Source organism: Variovorax nivicola, from assembly GCF_051216475.1.
Taxonomy (GTDB): Bacteria; Pseudomonadota; Gammaproteobacteria; order Burkholderiales; family Burkholderiaceae_C; genus Variovorax.
This window is the reverse complement of record NZ_JBPJZK010000001.1, coordinates 255,981-272,635: the sequence shown is the minus strand read 5'-3', so window position 1 is coordinate 272,635 and position 16,655 is coordinate 255,981. Positions and strand designations below refer to the sequence as shown.

The 16,655-nt window shown below is 66.2% G+C and carries 12 protein-coding genes and 1 riboswitch; of the genes, 7 read left to right on the top strand and 5 right to left on the bottom strand.

Annotated features, from left to right (window positions below; genetic code table 11):
* Positions 1-3: 3 nt before the first annotated feature.
* Genes ACSFBF_RS01245 through cysS form a run of 3 tightly spaced genes read right to left on the bottom strand, consistent with a single transcriptional unit; the run spans position 4 to position 3,045 of the window.
* Positions 4-984, bottom strand: coding sequence for an acetyl-CoA carboxylase carboxyltransferase subunit alpha (locus tag ACSFBF_RS01245; RefSeq protein WP_307615226.1), 981 nt, complete (start codon positions 982-984; stop codon positions 4-6).
* 16 nt (positions 985-1,000) lie between these two features.
* A complete protein-coding gene (locus tag ACSFBF_RS01240; protein ID WP_093056579.1) occupies positions 1,001-1,651 on the bottom strand; it encodes a DNA-3-methyladenine glycosylase family protein in 651 nt (216 codons plus the stop codon).
* A 17-nt stretch (positions 1,652-1,668) separates the two neighbouring features.
* Positions 1,669-3,045, bottom strand: coding sequence for a cysteine--tRNA ligase (cysS, locus tag ACSFBF_RS01235; protein WP_435464566.1), 1,377 nt, complete (start codon positions 3,043-3,045; stop codon positions 1,669-1,671).
* 204 nt (positions 3,046-3,249) lie between these two features.
* Here cysS and ACSFBF_RS01230 point away from each other — a divergent pair, with 204 nt between their 5' ends.
* The 5 genes from ACSFBF_RS01230 to ACSFBF_RS01210 all read left to right on the top strand — a co-directional run bounded on the left by ACSFBF_RS01230 (position 3,250) and on the right by ACSFBF_RS01210 (position 6,660).
* On the top strand, positions 3,250-3,840 hold the full coding sequence (locus ACSFBF_RS01230) for a tetratricopeptide repeat protein (RefSeq protein ID WP_435464565.1): 591 nt from the start codon (positions 3,250-3,252) through the stop codon (positions 3,838-3,840).
* A 73-nt stretch (positions 3,841-3,913) separates the two neighbouring features.
* The gene (locus ACSFBF_RS01225) at positions 3,914-4,510 is read left to right on the top strand and encodes a peptidylprolyl isomerase (protein WP_435464564.1); all 597 of its coding nucleotides are present in this window, start codon (positions 3,914-3,916) and stop codon (positions 4,508-4,510) included.
* Positions 4,511-4,542: 32 nt separating this feature from the next.
* Complete coding sequence (locus tag ACSFBF_RS01220; RefSeq protein ID WP_435464563.1) at positions 4,543-5,055, top strand: peptidylprolyl isomerase; 513 nt, start codon at positions 4,543-4,545, stop codon at positions 5,053-5,055.
* 19 nt (positions 5,056-5,074) lie between these two features.
* Positions 5,075-5,851 carry a UDP-2,3-diacylglucosamine diphosphatase gene (locus ACSFBF_RS01215; RefSeq protein WP_435464562.1) on the top strand — a complete coding sequence of 259 codons (777 nt, stop codon included), beginning with the start codon at positions 5,075-5,077 and terminating at the stop codon, positions 5,849-5,851.
* A 17-nt stretch (positions 5,852-5,868) separates the two neighbouring features.
* A complete protein-coding gene (locus tag ACSFBF_RS01210) occupies positions 5,869-6,660 on the top strand; it encodes a M90 family metallopeptidase (RefSeq protein WP_435464561.1) in 792 nt (263 codons plus the stop codon).
* Positions 6,661-6,775: 115 nt separating this feature from the next.
* Here ACSFBF_RS01210 and ACSFBF_RS01205 read toward each other — a convergent pair whose 3' ends face one another.
* Both ACSFBF_RS01205 and ACSFBF_RS01200 read right to left on the bottom strand, forming a co-directional pair.
* Positions 6,776-9,646 carry a DUF349 domain-containing protein gene (locus tag ACSFBF_RS01205; RefSeq protein WP_435464560.1) on the bottom strand — a complete coding sequence of 957 codons (2,871 nt, stop codon included), beginning with the start codon at positions 9,644-9,646 and terminating at the stop codon, positions 6,776-6,778.
* 214 nt (positions 9,647-9,860) lie between these two features.
* Positions 9,861-13,676: a DUF748 domain-containing protein gene (locus tag ACSFBF_RS01200; protein WP_435464559.1), complete on the bottom strand. Its 3,816-nt coding sequence runs from the start codon at positions 13,674-13,676 to the stop codon at positions 9,861-9,863.
* A 674-nt stretch (positions 13,677-14,350) separates the two neighbouring features.
* Between ACSFBF_RS01200 and ACSFBF_RS01195 the strand changes: the two genes are divergently transcribed.
* Both ACSFBF_RS01195 and glyA read left to right on the top strand, forming a co-directional pair.
* Positions 14,351-15,190, top strand: a complete 840-nt coding sequence (locus ACSFBF_RS01195; RefSeq protein WP_435464558.1) for a lytic transglycosylase domain-containing protein — start codon at positions 14,351-14,353, stop codon at positions 15,188-15,190.
* 32 nt (positions 15,191-15,222) lie between these two features.
* Positions 15,223-15,348, top strand: a riboswitch (ZMP/ZTP riboswitch).
* Between the two features lie 41 nt (positions 15,349-15,389).
* Positions 15,390-16,634, top strand: a complete 1,245-nt coding sequence (gene glyA / locus ACSFBF_RS01190; protein ID WP_435464557.1) for a serine hydroxymethyltransferase — start codon at positions 15,390-15,392, stop codon at positions 16,632-16,634.
* The last annotated feature ends 21 nt before the right edge of the window (positions 16,635-16,655 follow it).

Below are 16,655 nucleotides of genomic sequence, written 5' to 3'. Positions count from 1 at the left end.
GCGTTATCTGCCGGTGTCGGCCTTGGTGTCGTTGAAGCGGCCGTAGCTCTGCAGGCGCTCGTAGCGGCGCTCCAGCAGTTCCTTCGGCTTAAGGTCACTGACCTGGCGGAAGGCATCGTTGAGCGCGCGCTTGAGAAACGCAGCCATCTGGCGATGGTCGCGGTGCGCGCCACCGACGGGCTCGTTCACGATCTTGTCGACCAGGCCCAGCGCCTTGAGACGGTGCGCGGTGATGCCCAGCGCATCGGCCGCTTCCTGCGCCTTCTCGCCGGTCTTCCACAGAATGGAAGCGCAGCCTTCGGGGCTGATCACGGAATAGATCGAGTACTGCAGCATCAGCAACTGGTCGCCGACCGAAATGGCCAGCGCGCCGCCGGAGCCGCCTTCGCCGATGATCGTGACGATGATCGGCACCTCGAGCTGCGCCATCTCGAAGATGTTGCGGCCGATGGCTTCCGACTGGCCGCGCTCTTCGGCGTCGATGCCGGGGTACGCGCCGGGGGTGTCCACGAAGGTGAACACAGGCAGCTTGAACTTCTCGGCCGTCTTCATCAGGCGCAAGGCCTTGCGATAGCCTTCGGGCTTGCTCATGCCGAAGTTGCGCGCGGTGCGCTCCTTCGTGTCGCGGCCCTTCTGGTGGCCGAGCACCATGCAGGGCACGCCGTTGAAGCGAGCAAGACCGCCCACGATCGACAGGTCGTCCGAAAAATGCCGGTCGCCGTGCAGTTCGACGAAGTCAGTGAAGATTTCGTTGACGTAGTCGAGCGTGTAAGGGCGCTCCGGATGCCGCGCGATCTTGGTGATCTGCCAGGGCGTCAGGTCGCTGTAGATGTCCTTGGTGAGCTGCTGGCTTTTCTTGCCGAGCTGATCGATTTCTTCAGAGATGTCGACCGCGGATTCGGTCTGCACATAGCGCAATTCTTCGATCTTTGTTTCGAGTTCAGCAATGGGCTGCTCGAAGTCGAGGAAGGTTCGTTTCGCCAACGTCTTCTCCTGTTGTTCAGTACGCGACTGGAACCGGGTCCAGCGATCGCCAAATATACCAAGTCGCCACGCTGCAATATGGTGCCCAGGCCACGGCGACGTCGCGGGCATCGCTTCGGCTGACTGGATCGCCCGAAAAATAATTGACGCTGATGCCGTTGAGCAGCCCCAGGTCGTCTACAGGCAGCACGTTCGGGCGCATCAGGTGAAAAATGAGGAACATCTCGGCCGTCCAGCGGCCGATGCCGCGAATGGCCACGAGCTCTTCGATGATGAGTTCGTCCGACATGTCCTTCCACGCATCGACGTGGACCATCCCCGAATCGAAATGCAGGGCCAAGTCGACCAGGTACTCGATCTTGCGCGCCGAGAGCCCTGCCCCGCGCATGTCGTCGACCTTGAGCTTGAGCACGTTGGCCGGCGTCAGCTTGCGCGGCAGCGCGGCAAACTTGTCCCAGACCGACTGCGCGGCCTTCACCGAAATCTGCTGGCCCACGACGCTGCGCGCGAGCGTGGTGAACGCATCACCGCGCGATTCGAGGCAGGCGTCGCCGAACTTCGGAATCAGCCGCTTCATGACGCGGTCTTTCCGCGAGAGGTGCTTGCATGCCTCTTCCCAATAGTCCGGCGTATAGATCTGAACGCTGGTCTTCTTGCTGGCGGGCATGGGGTTCGTCGTTCCGTTCACTGCGCGGCCGCCCAGGTCGTGCCCGTGGGCGAATCCTTGAGCACGATGCCCTGCTCGAGGAGTTCCTGGCGAATGCGATCAGCTTCGGCAAAGTTCTTCGCGGCCTTGGCGGCGGCGCGCTCCGCAATACGGGCCTGGATGGCCACGTCGTCCAGCGTGCTGCCGGCCTGCAGGAAGGCCCGCGGGTCGCCTTGCAGCAGGCCCAGCGAGCCGGCCAGCGCCTTCAGCAAGCCGGCGGTTTCCGCAGACTTGGTGCGGTTGACCTCGCCGGCCAGCTCGAACAGCACGGCAATGGCTTCGGGCGTGCCGAAGTCCTCGTCCATGGCGGCCTTGAAGCGGGCGGCATAGGGCTGGGTCCAGTCGATGGCCACGTCGGCCGGGGCGACCAGATCGAGCGCGGTGTACAGGCGCTTGAGCGAATTGCGGGCGTCGTCGAGGTGCGCATCGCTGTAGTTGAGCGCGCTGCGGTAATGCGTGCGCACCAGGAAAAAGCGCAGGCTCTCGGCGTCGTACTTCTGCAGCACTTCGCGGATGGTGAAGAAGTTGCCCAGGCTCTTGGACATCTTCTCGTTGTCCACGCGCACGAAGCCGTTGTGCACCCAGAAGCGCGACAGCGGCTTGCCGTTGGCGCCTTCGCTCTGGGCGATTTCGTTCTCGTGGTGCGGGAACTGAAGGTCCGCCCCGCCGCCGTGGATGTCGAAGGTCTCGCCCAGAGTAGCGCAGCTCATGGCCGAGCACTCGATGTGCCAGCCCGGCCGGCCTGTGCCGTAGGCGCTTTCCCACTTGGCGTCGGCGGGCTCGGTCGGTTTGGCGGCCTTCCAGAGCACGAAGTCGAGCGGATCCTGCTTGCCGTCGAGCACAGCAACGCGCTCGCCCGCATGCAGTTCGTCGAGGGACTTGCCCGACAGCTTGCCGTAGCCCGGGAACTTGCGCACCGCGTAGTTGACGTCGCCGTTGTCCGAGCGATAGGCCAGGCCTTTTTGCTCCAGCTTCTCGATGATGCCGAGCATCTGCGGCACGTATTCGGTGGCGCGCGGCTCGATGGTGGGTGGCTCGATGCCGAGCGCGCCGATGTCCTCGTGCATGGCCGCGATCACCTCGTCGGTCAGCTCGCGGATGGTGATGCCGCGCTGCACGGAGCGGGCGATGATCTTGTCGTCGATGTCGGTGATGTTGCGCACGTAGGTCACGGCGTAGCCGCTGGCGCGCAGCCAGCGCTGCACCACATCGAACGCCATCATCATGCGGGCGTGGCCGATGTGGCAGAAGTCGTAGACCGTCATGCCGCAAACGTACATGCGCACCTGTCCCGGTTGCAATGGGGAGAATTCCTCCAATTCACGCGACAGCGTGTTGTAGATGCGCAGACTCATGAGATTCGGAAAGCGTCGCTTCGCGCACGTACGGCACGGGCGAACGACGGTGTTTTTCAGGGGTGACGGGGACTGTGGTCGCGAGGGGTTGGACATGGCCCCTCGGCTACAATGAAACCAAGTATAAACGGCTGCCACCGCGCAGCGTTCGGGTGTTCCCCAAGCCCGCAAGCCTGCATCTCCCCCCAATTCCGCCGAGGCTTCATGAAGCACGCCGCATTCTCCAGACTCTCTATTGCCTTCGCACTGCTGTTCAGCCTGTGGGGCTCCGCCGTGCACGCCAACGAATACGACGACGTGAACGCGCTGCTGCGCCAGGGCAAGTCGAACGAAGCGCTCTCCAAGGCCGACACCTACATCGCCGGCAAGCCGCGCGACCCGCAAATGCGCTTCCTGCGCGGCGTGATCCTCACCGAGCAGAACAAGCAGGCCGAGGCCATCACCGCCTTCACGCAGCTCACGCAAGACTTCCCCGAGCTCTCCGAGCCCTACAACAACCTGGCCGCGTTGTACGCCTCGCAAAGCAAGTTCGACCAGGCGCGCAATGCCCTCGAGCAAGCCCTCAAGCTCAATCCGAACTACGCCACGGCGCACGAGAACCTCGGCGACGTGTACGCCCGCCTCGCGGCACAGGAATATGTGCGTGCGCAACAGTTCGCCAGCACCAACGCCAGCGTCGCGCCCAAGCTCGCGCTGATCCGCCAGATCTTCAGTTCGAAGGCCGAAGCCGAAGCAGCCGTCCTGCCCGCGCCGCCGGCGGTCATCCGCAAGCCGGTCGGCCGCACCAGCAAGTAATCGCCGCCGGCATGGGCACCGCCACGGTGCCCGCCGCGCGGCCCCGTCCCTTCATCCGCACATGGAGCCCCGTTTGACGATCCACACCCTCTCCCGTTTCAGCCGCCGCAGCGCCCTCGTCCTGGCCGCCGCACTCACGTTCGCCGCCACGGGCTACGCGCAATCGACCGCAGCACCGCGCGTCAAGCTCGCCACCTCGGCCGGCGACATCGTGGTCGAGCTCGATGCGGCCAAGGCCCCCAAGTCGGTCGAGAACTTCCTGCAATACGTCAAGGACAAGCACTACGACGGCACGGTGTTCCACCGCGTGATCGACGGCTTCATGATCCAGGGCGGCGGCTTCACGGCCGACCTGCAGCAAAAGCCCACGCGCGCGCCCATTCCGCTGGAAGCGAGCAACGGCCTGAAGAACGACAAGTACACGATCGCCATGGCTCGCACCGGCAATCCGAATTCGGCGACTTCGCAGTTCTTCATCAACGTGAAGAACAACGACTCGCTCAACGCCCCCAACCCCGACGGCTACGGCTACACCGTGTTCGGCAAGGTCGTTGCCGGTACCGACGTGGTCGACAAGATCCGCGCGGTAGCCACCGGCAACAAGGGTGGCATGCAGAACGTGCCGCTCGAAGCCGTCACCATCAAGTCCGCCACGCTGCTGGCCAAGTAAATTCCTTTCCCTTTCTCAAGCAGGAGCCCCTCATGAGCAATCCCCAAGTCGAACTGCACATCAAGAACTACGGCGTGATCACGCTCGAACTCGACGCCGCCAAGGCGCCGACGTCGGTCGAGAACTTCGTCTCGTACGTGAAGAAGGGCCACTACGACAACACGGTGTTCCACCGCGTGATCCCCGGCTTCATGGTGCAAGGCGGCGGTTTCGAGCCCGGCATGAAGCAAAAGCCCACCGACGCCGAGATCCAGAACGAAGCCAACAACGGCCTGAAGAACGACAACTACACCGTGGCAATGGCCCGCACCAGCGCGCCCCACTCGGCCACCGCGCAGTTCTTCATCAACGTGTCCGACAACGGCTTCCTGAACCACACCGCACCGTCGGCCCAGGGCTGGGGCTATGCCGTGTTCGGCAAGGTCATCAACGGTACCGACGTGGTCGACAAGATCAAGGCCGTGAAGACGGGCCGCAAGGGCTTCCACGACGACGTGCCGCTCGAAGACGTGGTGATCGAAAAGGCCGTTGTCATCGCTGAATGACGAACAGGCGCGACGCGGCATGACCACAGTGGCGAGCCCGGCTTTCACCGAGCTGGTGGCGCCACCCGCGTGGCGCACCGTCGACCTGATTTCCGACCTGCACCTGCAGGCCGGCGAGCCCGCCACCTTCGAGGCCTGGCAGGGCTATCTTCAGACCACGCCAGCCGACGCGCTGATCATCCTCGGCGATTTGTTCGAGGTGTGGGTCGGCGACGATTCGGCCACCCTCCCCGGCTTCGAGGCGCAGTGCGCCGACTTGCTGCGCCGCACCGCGCAGCGGCTGCCGGTGTTCTTCATGCACGGCAACCGCGACTTCCTCGTCGGCCCCGCGTTCGCGGCGCAGTGCGGTCTCACGCTGCTCGACGACCCGACAGTGCTCGTGCTGCACGGCCAGCGCTGGCTGCTGAGCCACGGCGACATCCTCTGCCTGGAAGACACCGAATACCTCAAGTTCCGCGCGCAGGTTCGCACGCCCGCGTGGCAGGCCGCGTTCCTCGCTCGGCCGCTGGAAGAGCGCCGCGCCCTCGCACGCTCCATGCGCGTGCAGAGCGAAGACCGCAAGCGCAATCCGTCGACCATCTGGGCCGATGTCGACACCGCAGCGGCGCGCGAGTGGCTGCAACAGGCGAACGCTCCCACGCTGGTGCACGGCCACACGCATCGCCCCGCCGATCACGACATGGGCAACGGCCTGCGCCGTGTCGTGCTGAGCGACTGGGATGCCGCCGCGCATCCACCGCGCGCGCAATTGTTGTGCCTTTCCACCGCCGGCGCGCAACGCGTCGATCTGCGCTAGCCGCGCCGCCGCCAGCAATGTTCAAGTGGCTGCGCCGCCTGCGCGCCCTGCCCCCGATCCCCGAGGCCGCCTGGCAGGCCGCGCTCAAGCGCTACGCCTTCCTGGGCGCACTGCCGGACGCCGACCGGCAACGCCTTCGCACGCTGACGGCCGAGTTCCTGCGCGACAAGGAATTCCACGGCGCCAAGGGCTTCACCATCACCAACGAAGTGGCGCTGGCCATCGCGGCCCAGGCCGTGTTGCCGGTGCTGCACCTCAAGGGCGGACTGAACTGGTACGACGATTTCGTCGGCATCGTCGTGCACCGCTCCGAGGTGGTGGCGCAGCGCAAGGTGGTCGACGAAGCCCAGGTGGTGCACGAGTACGGCGAAGTCGTGGCTGGCGAAGCCATGGAGCGCGGCCCCGTCATGCTGAGCTGGGACGACGTGCTGGCGAGCAGCGTTACCAGCGAGCGCGGCTACAACGTCGTGATCCACGAGTTCGCCCACAAGATCGATATGCGCAGCGGCGACGCCAACGGCTGCCCGCCGCTGCCTCCCGGCTTTGCGGGTCAGCGCAACGCGCGCGCGGCCCGCAAAGCCTGGCTTGCCGTGCTGCAGTCCGCCTACGACGACTTCCGCGAGCAGACCATCAAGGCGGAACGCTTCGGCACTGAGCCGCCATGGCTCGACGCCTACGGCGCCACGTCGATCAGCGAATTCTTCGCGGTGGCCTGCGAGGCCTACTTCGTGAACCGCCCGAACTTCGCTCGCGACTTCCCCAGCGTGCTCGCGCTCTTCGATGAATTCTTTCTGCCCAGAAGGCCCTGACACCTGAACAGGCGGGCAGTCAATTTGCAGCTGCCGCCCCAAAGAAAAAGGCGCCCCGCGGGGCGCCTTTTTTCATGGCCGTCGACATCTGACCGAAGGCTTTGGAGGCGGCCTCTTACTTGCGCAGCAATGCCTTCAGCGCATTCTGCAGACGGCGTGCGCTGGAAGCATCGTGCGCCGCGGCCAGCACCTTGCCCGCATCCTGGCCCCAGGTCTGGGCCGGTGCCGGATCGCCGCGCTTCGTCAGCAGCTTGAGTTGCAATGCACGGCGCGCGTCGAGTTGCTCGGCAGGCGTCGGCACTTCGGCGGCCATTTCGAGACGCAGCAGCGCTTCGGCGGCATCGTTCGCGGCGGCCGTCGGCGCAGAGCCGATGGCTTGCGACCAGCCGCTGCGCACCGCGGGCGTGACCGCACGGCCCAACTCCTGAATGCTTGGCAGGCGGCTGGCATCGCGCTGTTCCCACGCGCCCAGCACCTGGGTCAGGGCCTCGCCGTGCGCTTGTGCCGCGAGCTTGCGCAGCGCCATGTCGGCGCGCTCCAGCGCCTCGCGTTGCGCGCGGAAGGCCGCGTCGCCGAGGCGCGGGCCGCGATCTTCGAAGCGCGGCGGACGATCGCCGAAACGGCCGGCCGGTGCACCGCGATCGCCACGCGCGTCACCACGAGGTGCCCCACGGTCGCCGCGATCGCCAGGGCGACCCGGGCCACCGGCACCGGGGCGGCCAGCATCGCGGCGGTCGCCGAAACGGCCACCGGCGCCGCGGGCTGCAGGCGCTGCCTCGGCCTTCTTGCTGCTCGGGCGGTCGTCGCCACGCATGGCCACGACTGGCTTGGGCGCGGGCTTCGGTGCCGCAGCCGGCGCTTCGACAGCGGCAGCTTCGCCGGCGTCGTGTGCCTCGCCATCGGTGCGTGCCGAAGCATCTGCGCCGTCGGTGGGGGCCACGAGATCGGCTGAGGCGACGGGCGCTGCGTCGGCAGACGTGCCAGGCGAGGCTTCCGCATCGCTCGGGCTCGGTGCCTGCTCGGCGCTTTCGCCGAATTCGGCGGCAGCCTGACCCGGGGCCACGACCTCGGTCGCGCCGACCGACGGACCGTCGCTCGCGACAGCGGCCTGCTCGGCCTTCGGCGCTGGCGGCGGCGCTTCACCGCGCAGCGCGCCTTCCAGGCGCGCAATGGCGGCGCGAATCTTCTGCACGTCGCCGCCGGCATTGGCCGCGTCGAGTGCCTTGGACGCCTCGAGCACATAGCGGTCGTGCTCGCTCATCGCGGCCGATGCCTTTTCGCGCTCTGCCGTCTTGCGGTTGAAAGCTTCGTCGATGGGTGCGCGGAATGCGTCCCACAGTTTCTGTTCGTGGCGGCGGTCGAGCGGCACACCCTGCGCCTCGGCCTGCCAGCGCTGTTGCAACGCCTTGACGGCGTCGATGCGCAGCATTGGCTGGGCGCCGAGCTCGGCCGCCTCGGCGATCATGGCCTGGCGGCGTTCGACGCTGGCCTTCTGCGCCGTCTCGAACGGAGCACGGGCCGCGCCGAAGGCTTCGTTCCACAGCGGCTGCAGCTCTGCGAACACCTTCTCGCCCACATGGCCGGCATCGCGCCAGCGGTCGGCAAACTGGTGCAGCGCGCGGTTGTGCGCCTTCAGGTCGGTAGCGCCGACATGCTCGGCGGCCCAGGCCTTGACCTCTTCGATCAGCGCGACGCGGAGCGCGCGGTGCTCGGCCGCATCGGCGCGAACCTTTTCGAGCCAGGCTTCGACCACCTTGTGGGCTTCGTTGCAGGCTTCGTCGAAGCGCTTCCAGAGCGCGTGGTTCGGCACGCCGCCTTGGTCGGCCTGCTTCCATTGGTCGCGCAGGGCGCGCAGCGTTTCCTGCATCTTGCGACCGCCAAGGGCCTGGCCTTCGGGGCGCTTGAGCAGGCCTTCGGCCTTGGCGACGAGGTCTTCGCGCACCTTGTCGGCGCTCCAGCGCTGCCAGCCTTCGAGTTCGCCGGCAGCCACCAGCGCGGCATGCACGCGGGCTTCGAGCGGCGCCTCGACCAGCTTGCCGTGCTCCTTGAGCACGGCGCGCAGCGCGGCGGCTGCACCAGCGCTGGCCTTGCCATGACCTTCGGCGGTTTCCTGTTCGAGCTTGGCGAGCGCGGCCTGCACGGCGTCTTGCGCGGCAGCGCGCACGGCCGGGTCGACCTTGGGTGCGGCGGGGCGAGCGGGCGCTGCGGGCTTGGGTGCCACAACCTCGCCGCGCGCGGCACGCAGTTCGTCGGCCCACACGGGCACGGGCGGCAGCGGCGCAGCAGCATCGGCGGCAGCTGCAAGGGCTTGGGCCAGCGCGCTGTGGAAGGCGTCGGACACCACCAGCAGTTGCGACTTGGACGATTCGAGCTGCGGCGCGAACTTGGCGTCGAGGCTGGTCCAGTTGGCGTCGGTCGTGATCTCGGCTGCTTGCTGCTGCCAGTGGGTCACGTCGGCGCGCAGCGATTCTTCGGCGGCCTGGGCGTCCTGCCAGCCCTTGGTGGACAGCACTTCGAAGCGTTGCGCCAGCAGCACGGCGGCTTCGCGGTGCACCTGGGCGCGGTGTTGCAGGTCTTCGATGCCCTTGACGCGCTCGGCCAGCTTGAGCTTCAGGCCGGCCAGCGGCTCGCGCGACAGCGGCGCGCCAGCCTTGGCGGCGTCGCGCTGCCAGGCCAGCGCATCGGCGATGTTGAGCTTGGACTGGCCCAGCAGGGCTTCGGCCTTTTGCGCCCATTCGGCGGCAATGGCCTCCTGCCCCTTGGCACGCTTGAGTTCGTCGAGCTTTTCGCGCAGCAGGCGCGCGGCGCCCTTGTCACGACCGCTCAGCTCCTTGAAAACTTCCTGCATCTGCTCGGCAGAGGGGTTGCCCGCGAGCCAGTCGCGGATGCGCGCGGCGCGCTCGCCGGAAGTCGGCGCGGTGAAGGCGCCGCCGGTGAGCGTGTCGAGGGCCTGAAGGTCGTGTGGCTTGGAAGAAGTAGAGGTCACTGCGCGAAATCGTTGTCTTGGTAGAGAAAGCGAAGGCGCCGGCAAAGGCCGGCGCACATCGACATTTTCACCCACTTGCGGCTGGCCATTGAATTCCGTCCAGAAACGGTGGCGTACGCGGGGTTGTGGGCGTGGAGGTTAACGGACTACATATATAGCAAGCTGGAGAAAAAAACCAAGTCCTCAGACCGGCTCCTGATCGGGTCGTCGCTTCTTACTTCATGGTCAGGCTGAGCTCGGCGCCCGGCTTCCAGTCGCTGCCGCTGGCACTTGTGCGCACTGCCCCCAGGAAGAGGCGCTCGCTCGGCAGCTTCTTCGCGAGCAGGTAGTCGCGCACGGCCGCGCCGCGCTCGACCGCGAGCTGGCGCATCGATTCCTCGTCGACCGGCACGCTGGCGAACAACAGCTTTTCCATGTCCGGCACAGGCAGGTCTTTGGCCAGGCCGACGAGGTTGCGCGGCTTGGTGATGTCTGCGCGCTTGTACACGGCGGTCAGCAGCTCGGGGTATTCGGCGTCGGTGACGGGTGGCACGTCGGTGCCGGTCTGGCCGCCGCGCACCGCGACGCGGCGCTTCTCGGCGTAGGTGAGCTGGCGCACGCGCTGGCGCTGGTAGGCGTCGCGCTCCTTCTCGAGGCTGGAAGTGCCGACCACCGTCATTTGCAGCGTGGTCCGGTCGGTCAGCGCCTTGGCGACCTTGTCCAGGCCTTCCTTGGCGGCGGCGCTCAGCTCGGAACTTCCGGGCTCGAAGGTGATGGCGCTCGATTCACCGCTGCCGCCGCCCAGGCCGCCGGTAAGCAGGCTGAACGGTGCCGTCACGGCCTTGACGATCAGGTTGACCACGGCCTTCCAGATCAGCGGGCCGACGCTGAACTGCGGATCGTTGAGCGAGCCGCTGAGCGGCAGATCGACGTCGATCACGCCGTTGCGGTCAGCCAGCAGGGCCACAGCCAGCTTCACCGGGAGGCTGGCAGGCGCGCCCGCCACTTCGTCGCCGAACTGCAACTGGTTGAGCACCAGCTTGTTGGTGGCCGTCAGTTGGCCATCGGGCGCGATCTTGTAGTTGACGTCCATGCTCATCTTGCCGCGCTCGATGCCGTGGCCGGCGTAGCGCACCGAGTACGGCGACAGCGGCGCCAGGTCGAGGTCGCGCATCTTCGCGGTGATGTCGAGTTCGAGCGGCTTGGCCAGCGGGTTGAGCTTGCCGGTGATTTCCAGCGCCGCTGTCTGCTGCGCCTTGCCGCGCAGTTCGAGGTCGGCCAGCGCGGGCCGGCCGCTCTCGCCCTTCGGCGGGTTCGACGAGAACGAGCTGAGCTTGCCGGTCAGCTCGCTGAGGTCGGCCGAGTAGTTGGGCTTGACGAACAGGTCGGTGAAGTCGATCTTGCCGTTGACCAAGCTCATCGGACCGAAGTTGATGACGGGTGCGGGGCCGCTGTCCGCCTGCGCGGCGGCGACGGGCGCGGCGGCTGCCGCCGGCTTGGCCGGCTCAGGCGCTCCCCCGACCATGTTTTCGGCCGACACCGGCGCTCCGCCCGAAGGCCTGGTCGGCACGGCTCGTGTCGTGGTGGTCGAGCCGCCCGGGCCCTTGCGGGTGGAGGCTTCGCCCGCTGCCGCAGCGGCGGCGTTGGCTTGCGCTTCACCCTTCTTGGTCAGATTCAGCAGGTTGAGCCGGCCGGTGGGGTCAATGATCACGCGGGCAAAAAAGTCGGTCAGCGTGGTTTCGCGCACGTCCACGTTCGGCGGCGCGTTGGGCGCCATGCTGACCTGCAGGCCACGCAGGCTCAGCGTCTTCCAGCTCAGCAGCTGGTTGGTGTTGCGGTCGAAGCCGGGCGACTGGGTGAGCGAGACGCTGTTGGCACGGAAGTCGTCTAGCGCCGTGTCGCCCGACAGCTTGATACTCATGCCCGCCGGCAACGTCGCATAGCGCACCGTGCCGCGATAGCTCGCGAAGGCGCGGCGGATGTCGACATTGAGCGCGTCCGCGTAGTAGGCCTTGAAGGTATGGGCGGGGAACGACACCACTTCCAGCCGGCCTTCGGCCGCGAGCGGCTTGAGCACGACGTTGCCCTTGTAGTCGAAGCGCCCCGGGTCGGAGCGCCCTGAGCCAATGCGGCCGGAAACTTCGAGCGGCGACGTCGTATTGGTGTCGGGCGCGATCTTCTGGGCGTGGAGCTTGAAGGCGGTGACTTCCACGGTCACCGGGTTCGCGCCGGCCTTGTCCGCATAAGAGAGAGCCCCGTTGTCGACCGCCAGTGTGCCGATGGTCAGCGCCCAGGGCTTGGTGTTGGCGCCGGGCTGCGGCGTTTCGGCGGCTGCGGGCTTAGGCGCTGCGACCTTGGCTTCGGCTTCCTTGGTGCCGCCGCCGGCCGGCGTCTTGAGCCAGCGCTCGAACATCCAGCGCTTCTCGCTGTCGCGCTCGACGCGCACCTTCGGGTTGGTCGCGGTGAACGAGGCCACATTCAATGTGTGCTTCGTCATGTCGACCTCGGCGTCGACCAGCTCGAAGCGGCCGACGCTGGCCAGCGCGGTCTTGGCCTGGGTCAGCGCCAGCCCGTCGGCGGACAAGCGACGCGCCTTGAACTTGAGATCGGGCTGGGCCCAGGCAATGTCGATCTGCCCGCTGAGCTTGCCGTCCAGCGTGGGCTCCAGGCTTTGCGCCAGGTAAGGCGCGGCCAGCGACAACGGCAGCGCGTCGACCTCGGTCTGCACGTCGGCCACCTTGTCTGTGGCGCTGCCCTTGAACTTGAGCGAGGCGCCGGCAATGGCCGTACTGCCGTTGAACTCGGCCGGCTTTTCCATCGGCCAGGTGACGCCGGTGACGTCGATGCCGAGGTCGGTCACATCGACGGCCGCGGCGGGATTGACGGTTTCGTCGCGCCAGCCGATGCGCCCGCCGTTCAGGGCCACCTTATCGACCTGCACCTTCAGCACTGGCTTTTGCGCCGGCTTGCCGGCCGGTGCGCTCGCGGCCGCTGCGGGCGGTGACGCGACCTTCTCGGTCGCTCCGGTGGCCGGGTCGGTGGCCAGCAGATTGAGCTTTCCGGCCGCATCGCGCGCCACCGCCAGCTGCGGCTTGACCAGCGCGACTTCGCTCAGATGGAACACCGACTCCAGCGGGCGCACATCGGCAAGTGCCAGCTTGAGCGATTCGAAGGCCAGCAGGTCGCGGCCGCGCGCATCTGCCACCTTGGTGGCGTGCGCCTCGACCGTGCCGGTGATCTTCAGCCCGGTGGTCGCTGCTTGCTCGAAGCCGATCTTCAGGTCGGCATCGAGGCTGCCCGCCTGGAGTTTCACTGGCAGGCCGCCCGGGATGTAGCCGAGGTACGGCACGAGGTCGAGCCCCTTGAACTGCACGTGGGCGTCGGTCTTGCGGTTATCGGAGAAGGGCGTGGTGAAAGCCGCCGAGTCGAACTTGCTGCCGTTGAGCGCAAAGGCGAGCTTGGGCTCGGTGTTGATGTCGCGCTTGGAATCGAGGTTGCTCAGGAAGGGCACCTTGAGCACGAAGTCGCGCAGTTCGTGTTTGCGCTTGACGGTCTGGTCGTCGAAATCGACCGAGCCGCCATTGATCGCGATGTTGTAGATGGCAAAGCGCGCGGGCTTGGCGTTCGGGTCGGGCGGCGGGCCGGCCGAGAGCTTGGCCAGGATGTCGTCAATGTCGTATTTGCCGTCGGCCTGATGCGTGAGCAGGATGGCGGGCCCGTCGACCGTGACCGCGTCGATCACCGGTGCGAGCCGGAAGATCGACTGCAGTTCGGCATCGGCGTAGATGCGGTTGACGGCCACCTGCGACTTGCTGCCGTCGGCGGTGGCAACGCGCAGGTCGTTCAGTGTGAGTTCGAGCGTCCACGGCTTGAAGTCGATCTTGCCAACCGTTACCTGCCGCCCGAGCTTCTCGCTCGCGATCTTCTGAAGCTGGCTCTTGGCGATCGGCGGCACCGCCAGCCAGGCGATGACCCAGAAGGCCAACAGAACCAGCACCGCGACGATCCCACGTCGCACCCATTTGTTTTGTTTGATCGAAGCTACGTCCATCGCCAGAGTGTGCCGCAAACAAGCGGCAACGCTACATACGCAAAAAGGACGCAGGCAAACCCCGGAAAAAGTGCCATAAACACTGAGGAATCGGCTTCGTCGGGCCCCAAATGAAGAAAGCCCGGTGACTCGACGGAATGTCTTGTCACCGGGCTTGATGGCGGGCACAAAACCCATGCCATCGATTCGCGCGACCGGAAGTCAATGGTTCCTGCCGTGCTGGCAGCAAGAGATTGCCACCGTGGATCCTCGGACGCTGAACCCTTGACTTGCACCTCGGGCTGCCGGACCTCGGAAAAACACCTGAAAAGCTCAGGCCCGTCCAGATTAGGCGTCGCACCCTCGGATTGCAAACGCGTTTTACAAAGGGATTTCCCCTAAGCCGAAACGCCTCGAAACGGCAACTTTTTTAAACAACTATTAGCATAATGAATCAAATCCTTATGCTTGACCGGGTATTTAGCCACGCTAGAATCCGCCCTGCTCTGACCGCCCGACGCGGCAGAGCCACCCTGAATCCGCTGCCGAACTCCCCCGGCTTGATCAGGTCGCCGCGCCCCTAACCCCCTTCACTCCATGCGCGGAGCCTGATTCGTACCAATCCAAGCGCCGCTGCCTTCATCCATCGCCTTCCGTGGCGTTGCGACTCGGGTGCCGCACAGAAAGGAAGAGCGATGAACAAGGCGTTTGATGTCACGGCCCGCGGGCTAAGGACCTTTGTGTCCGATGTGGCAGACGGCTTTTTTGAAATTACCCACAACGGGTTTGCACTGGTCGGCCTGGCCATTGTGTTCGCGGCCCTCGCCCTCGTGGCGCGGCCCGACCTGCGCAAGACCGGCGAGGAGCAACTGATGGGCTGGCTGCAGTCGCGCAAGCCTGCGCCTGAAGTCACCGACCTCGAGCCCACCGCCATCGAGCGCACCACGGCTGCGAGCCCTGCCGACCTGCCCAAGCAGCAGGCCGCCGTGGCTTACTGGCTGAGCAAGAAGTACCGCGTGGCCGCCGAGCCGCTGAGCGTGCTCGTGGCCGAGGCCTATGGCATCGGCAAGCGCACGAAGATCGACCCGACCCTGATCCTCGCGATCATGGCCGTCGAGTCCAGCTTCAACCCGTTTGCCCAGAGCCAGGTCGGCGCGCAAGGCCTCATGCAGGTCATGACCCGCGTGCACGGCGACAAATACGAAAGCGCGGGCGGCACGCTCACCGCCTTCGACCCGGTGACCAACATGCGCGTCGGCGTCAAGGTGCTGCAGGAATGCATCGCCCGCGCCGGCTCCCTCGAAGGCGGCCTGCGCTACTACGTTGGCGCGGCCAACCTCGAGGACGACGGCGGCTACGCCGCCAAGGTAATGGCCGAGCACGAACGCCTGCTGCAAGTGGCCAACGGCCGCGCGCCGTCGACGATCACGCCGCCAACTGTGCGTCCGCAGCCGATCCCCGTGGCGGCACCGCCCAAGCCTGCCGAAGAACGCACCGAGCCGGCCAAGGTGGCCCTGCTTTCCTCCGTTTCCTGAAGAGGTTTCGGGCGCCGGGTGTGAGCTACACTTGGCAGGTACGCGACTGGCGATAGGCGCAGCACCCGAACAAGGTGCCACGCGCTGACGTGGAATACCACTGGGAAGCGTGCCGCCTGACCACAACAGGCGTTCAGCCGTTCGCCTGGGCAGCCCTTGTTTGGTTGAAGAACAAGGACCTCGTCTTCAAAGGACTGCCATGTACCAACGCAACATCCTGGTCGAACAGACCGATCCCGAAATCTGGGCTGCGATTCAAGCCGAAAACGCGCGCCAGGAACATCACATCGAGCTGATCGCCAGCGAGAACTACGCCTCGCCGGCCGTCATGGCCGCCCAGGGCTCGCAACTCACCAACAAGTACGCCGAAGGCTACCCGGGCAAGCGCTACTACGGCGGCTGCGAGCACGTCGACGTGGCCGAGCAGTTGGCCATCGACCGCGTCAAGCAGATCTTCGGTGCCGACGCCGCCAACGTGCAGCCGCATTGCGGCGCCTCGGCCAACGAAGCCGTGATGCTCGCCTTCCTGAAGCCCGGCGACACCATCATGGGCATGAGCCTGGCCGAAGGCGGCCACCTGACCCACGGCATGCCTCTCAATATGAGCGGCAAGTGGTTCAACGTCGTGAGCTACGGCCTGGACGCCAACGAAGCCATCGACTACGACGCCATGGAACGCAAGGCGCATGAACACATGCCCAAGCTCATCATCGCAGGCGCCTCGGCCTATTCGCTGCGCATCGATTTCGAGCGCTTCGCCAAGGTGGCCAAGGACGTCGGCGCGATCTTCATGGTCGACATCGCCCACTACGCCGGCCTCGTGGCCGCGGGCGTGTACCCCAACCCGGTGCCACACGCCGACATCGTCACCTCCACCACCCACAAGAGCCTGCGCGGCCCGCGCGGCGGCATCATCCTGATGAAGTCGCAGCACGAGAAAGCCATCAACAGCGCGATCTTCCCGGGCCTGCAAGGCGGCCCGCTGATGCACGTGATCGCCGCCAAGGCCGTCGCGTTCAAGGAAGCCATGGCGCCCGAGTTCAAGGCCTACCAGCAACAGGTGGTCAAGAACGCCCAGATCGTGGCCGACACCCTCACCCAGCGCGGCCTGCGCATCGTGAGCGGACGCACCGAAAGCCACGTGATGCTGGTCGACCTGCGCGCCAAGGGCATCACCGGCAAGGAAGCCGAAGCCGTGCTGGGCAGCGCCCACATGACGATCAACAAGAACGCGATCCCCAACGACCCGGAAAAGCCGATGGTCACCAGCGGCGTGCGCATCGGCACCCCCGCCATGACCACCCGCGGCTTCAAGGACGAAGAGGCCCGCGTCACCGCGAACCTGATCGCCGACGTGCTCGAGAACCCGCGCGACGCAGCGAACATCGACGCCGTGCGTGCCAAGGTTCACGCCCTGACGAGCCGCTTCCCTGTCTACCGCTGATTCCGCGCAAGAAGACCTGAC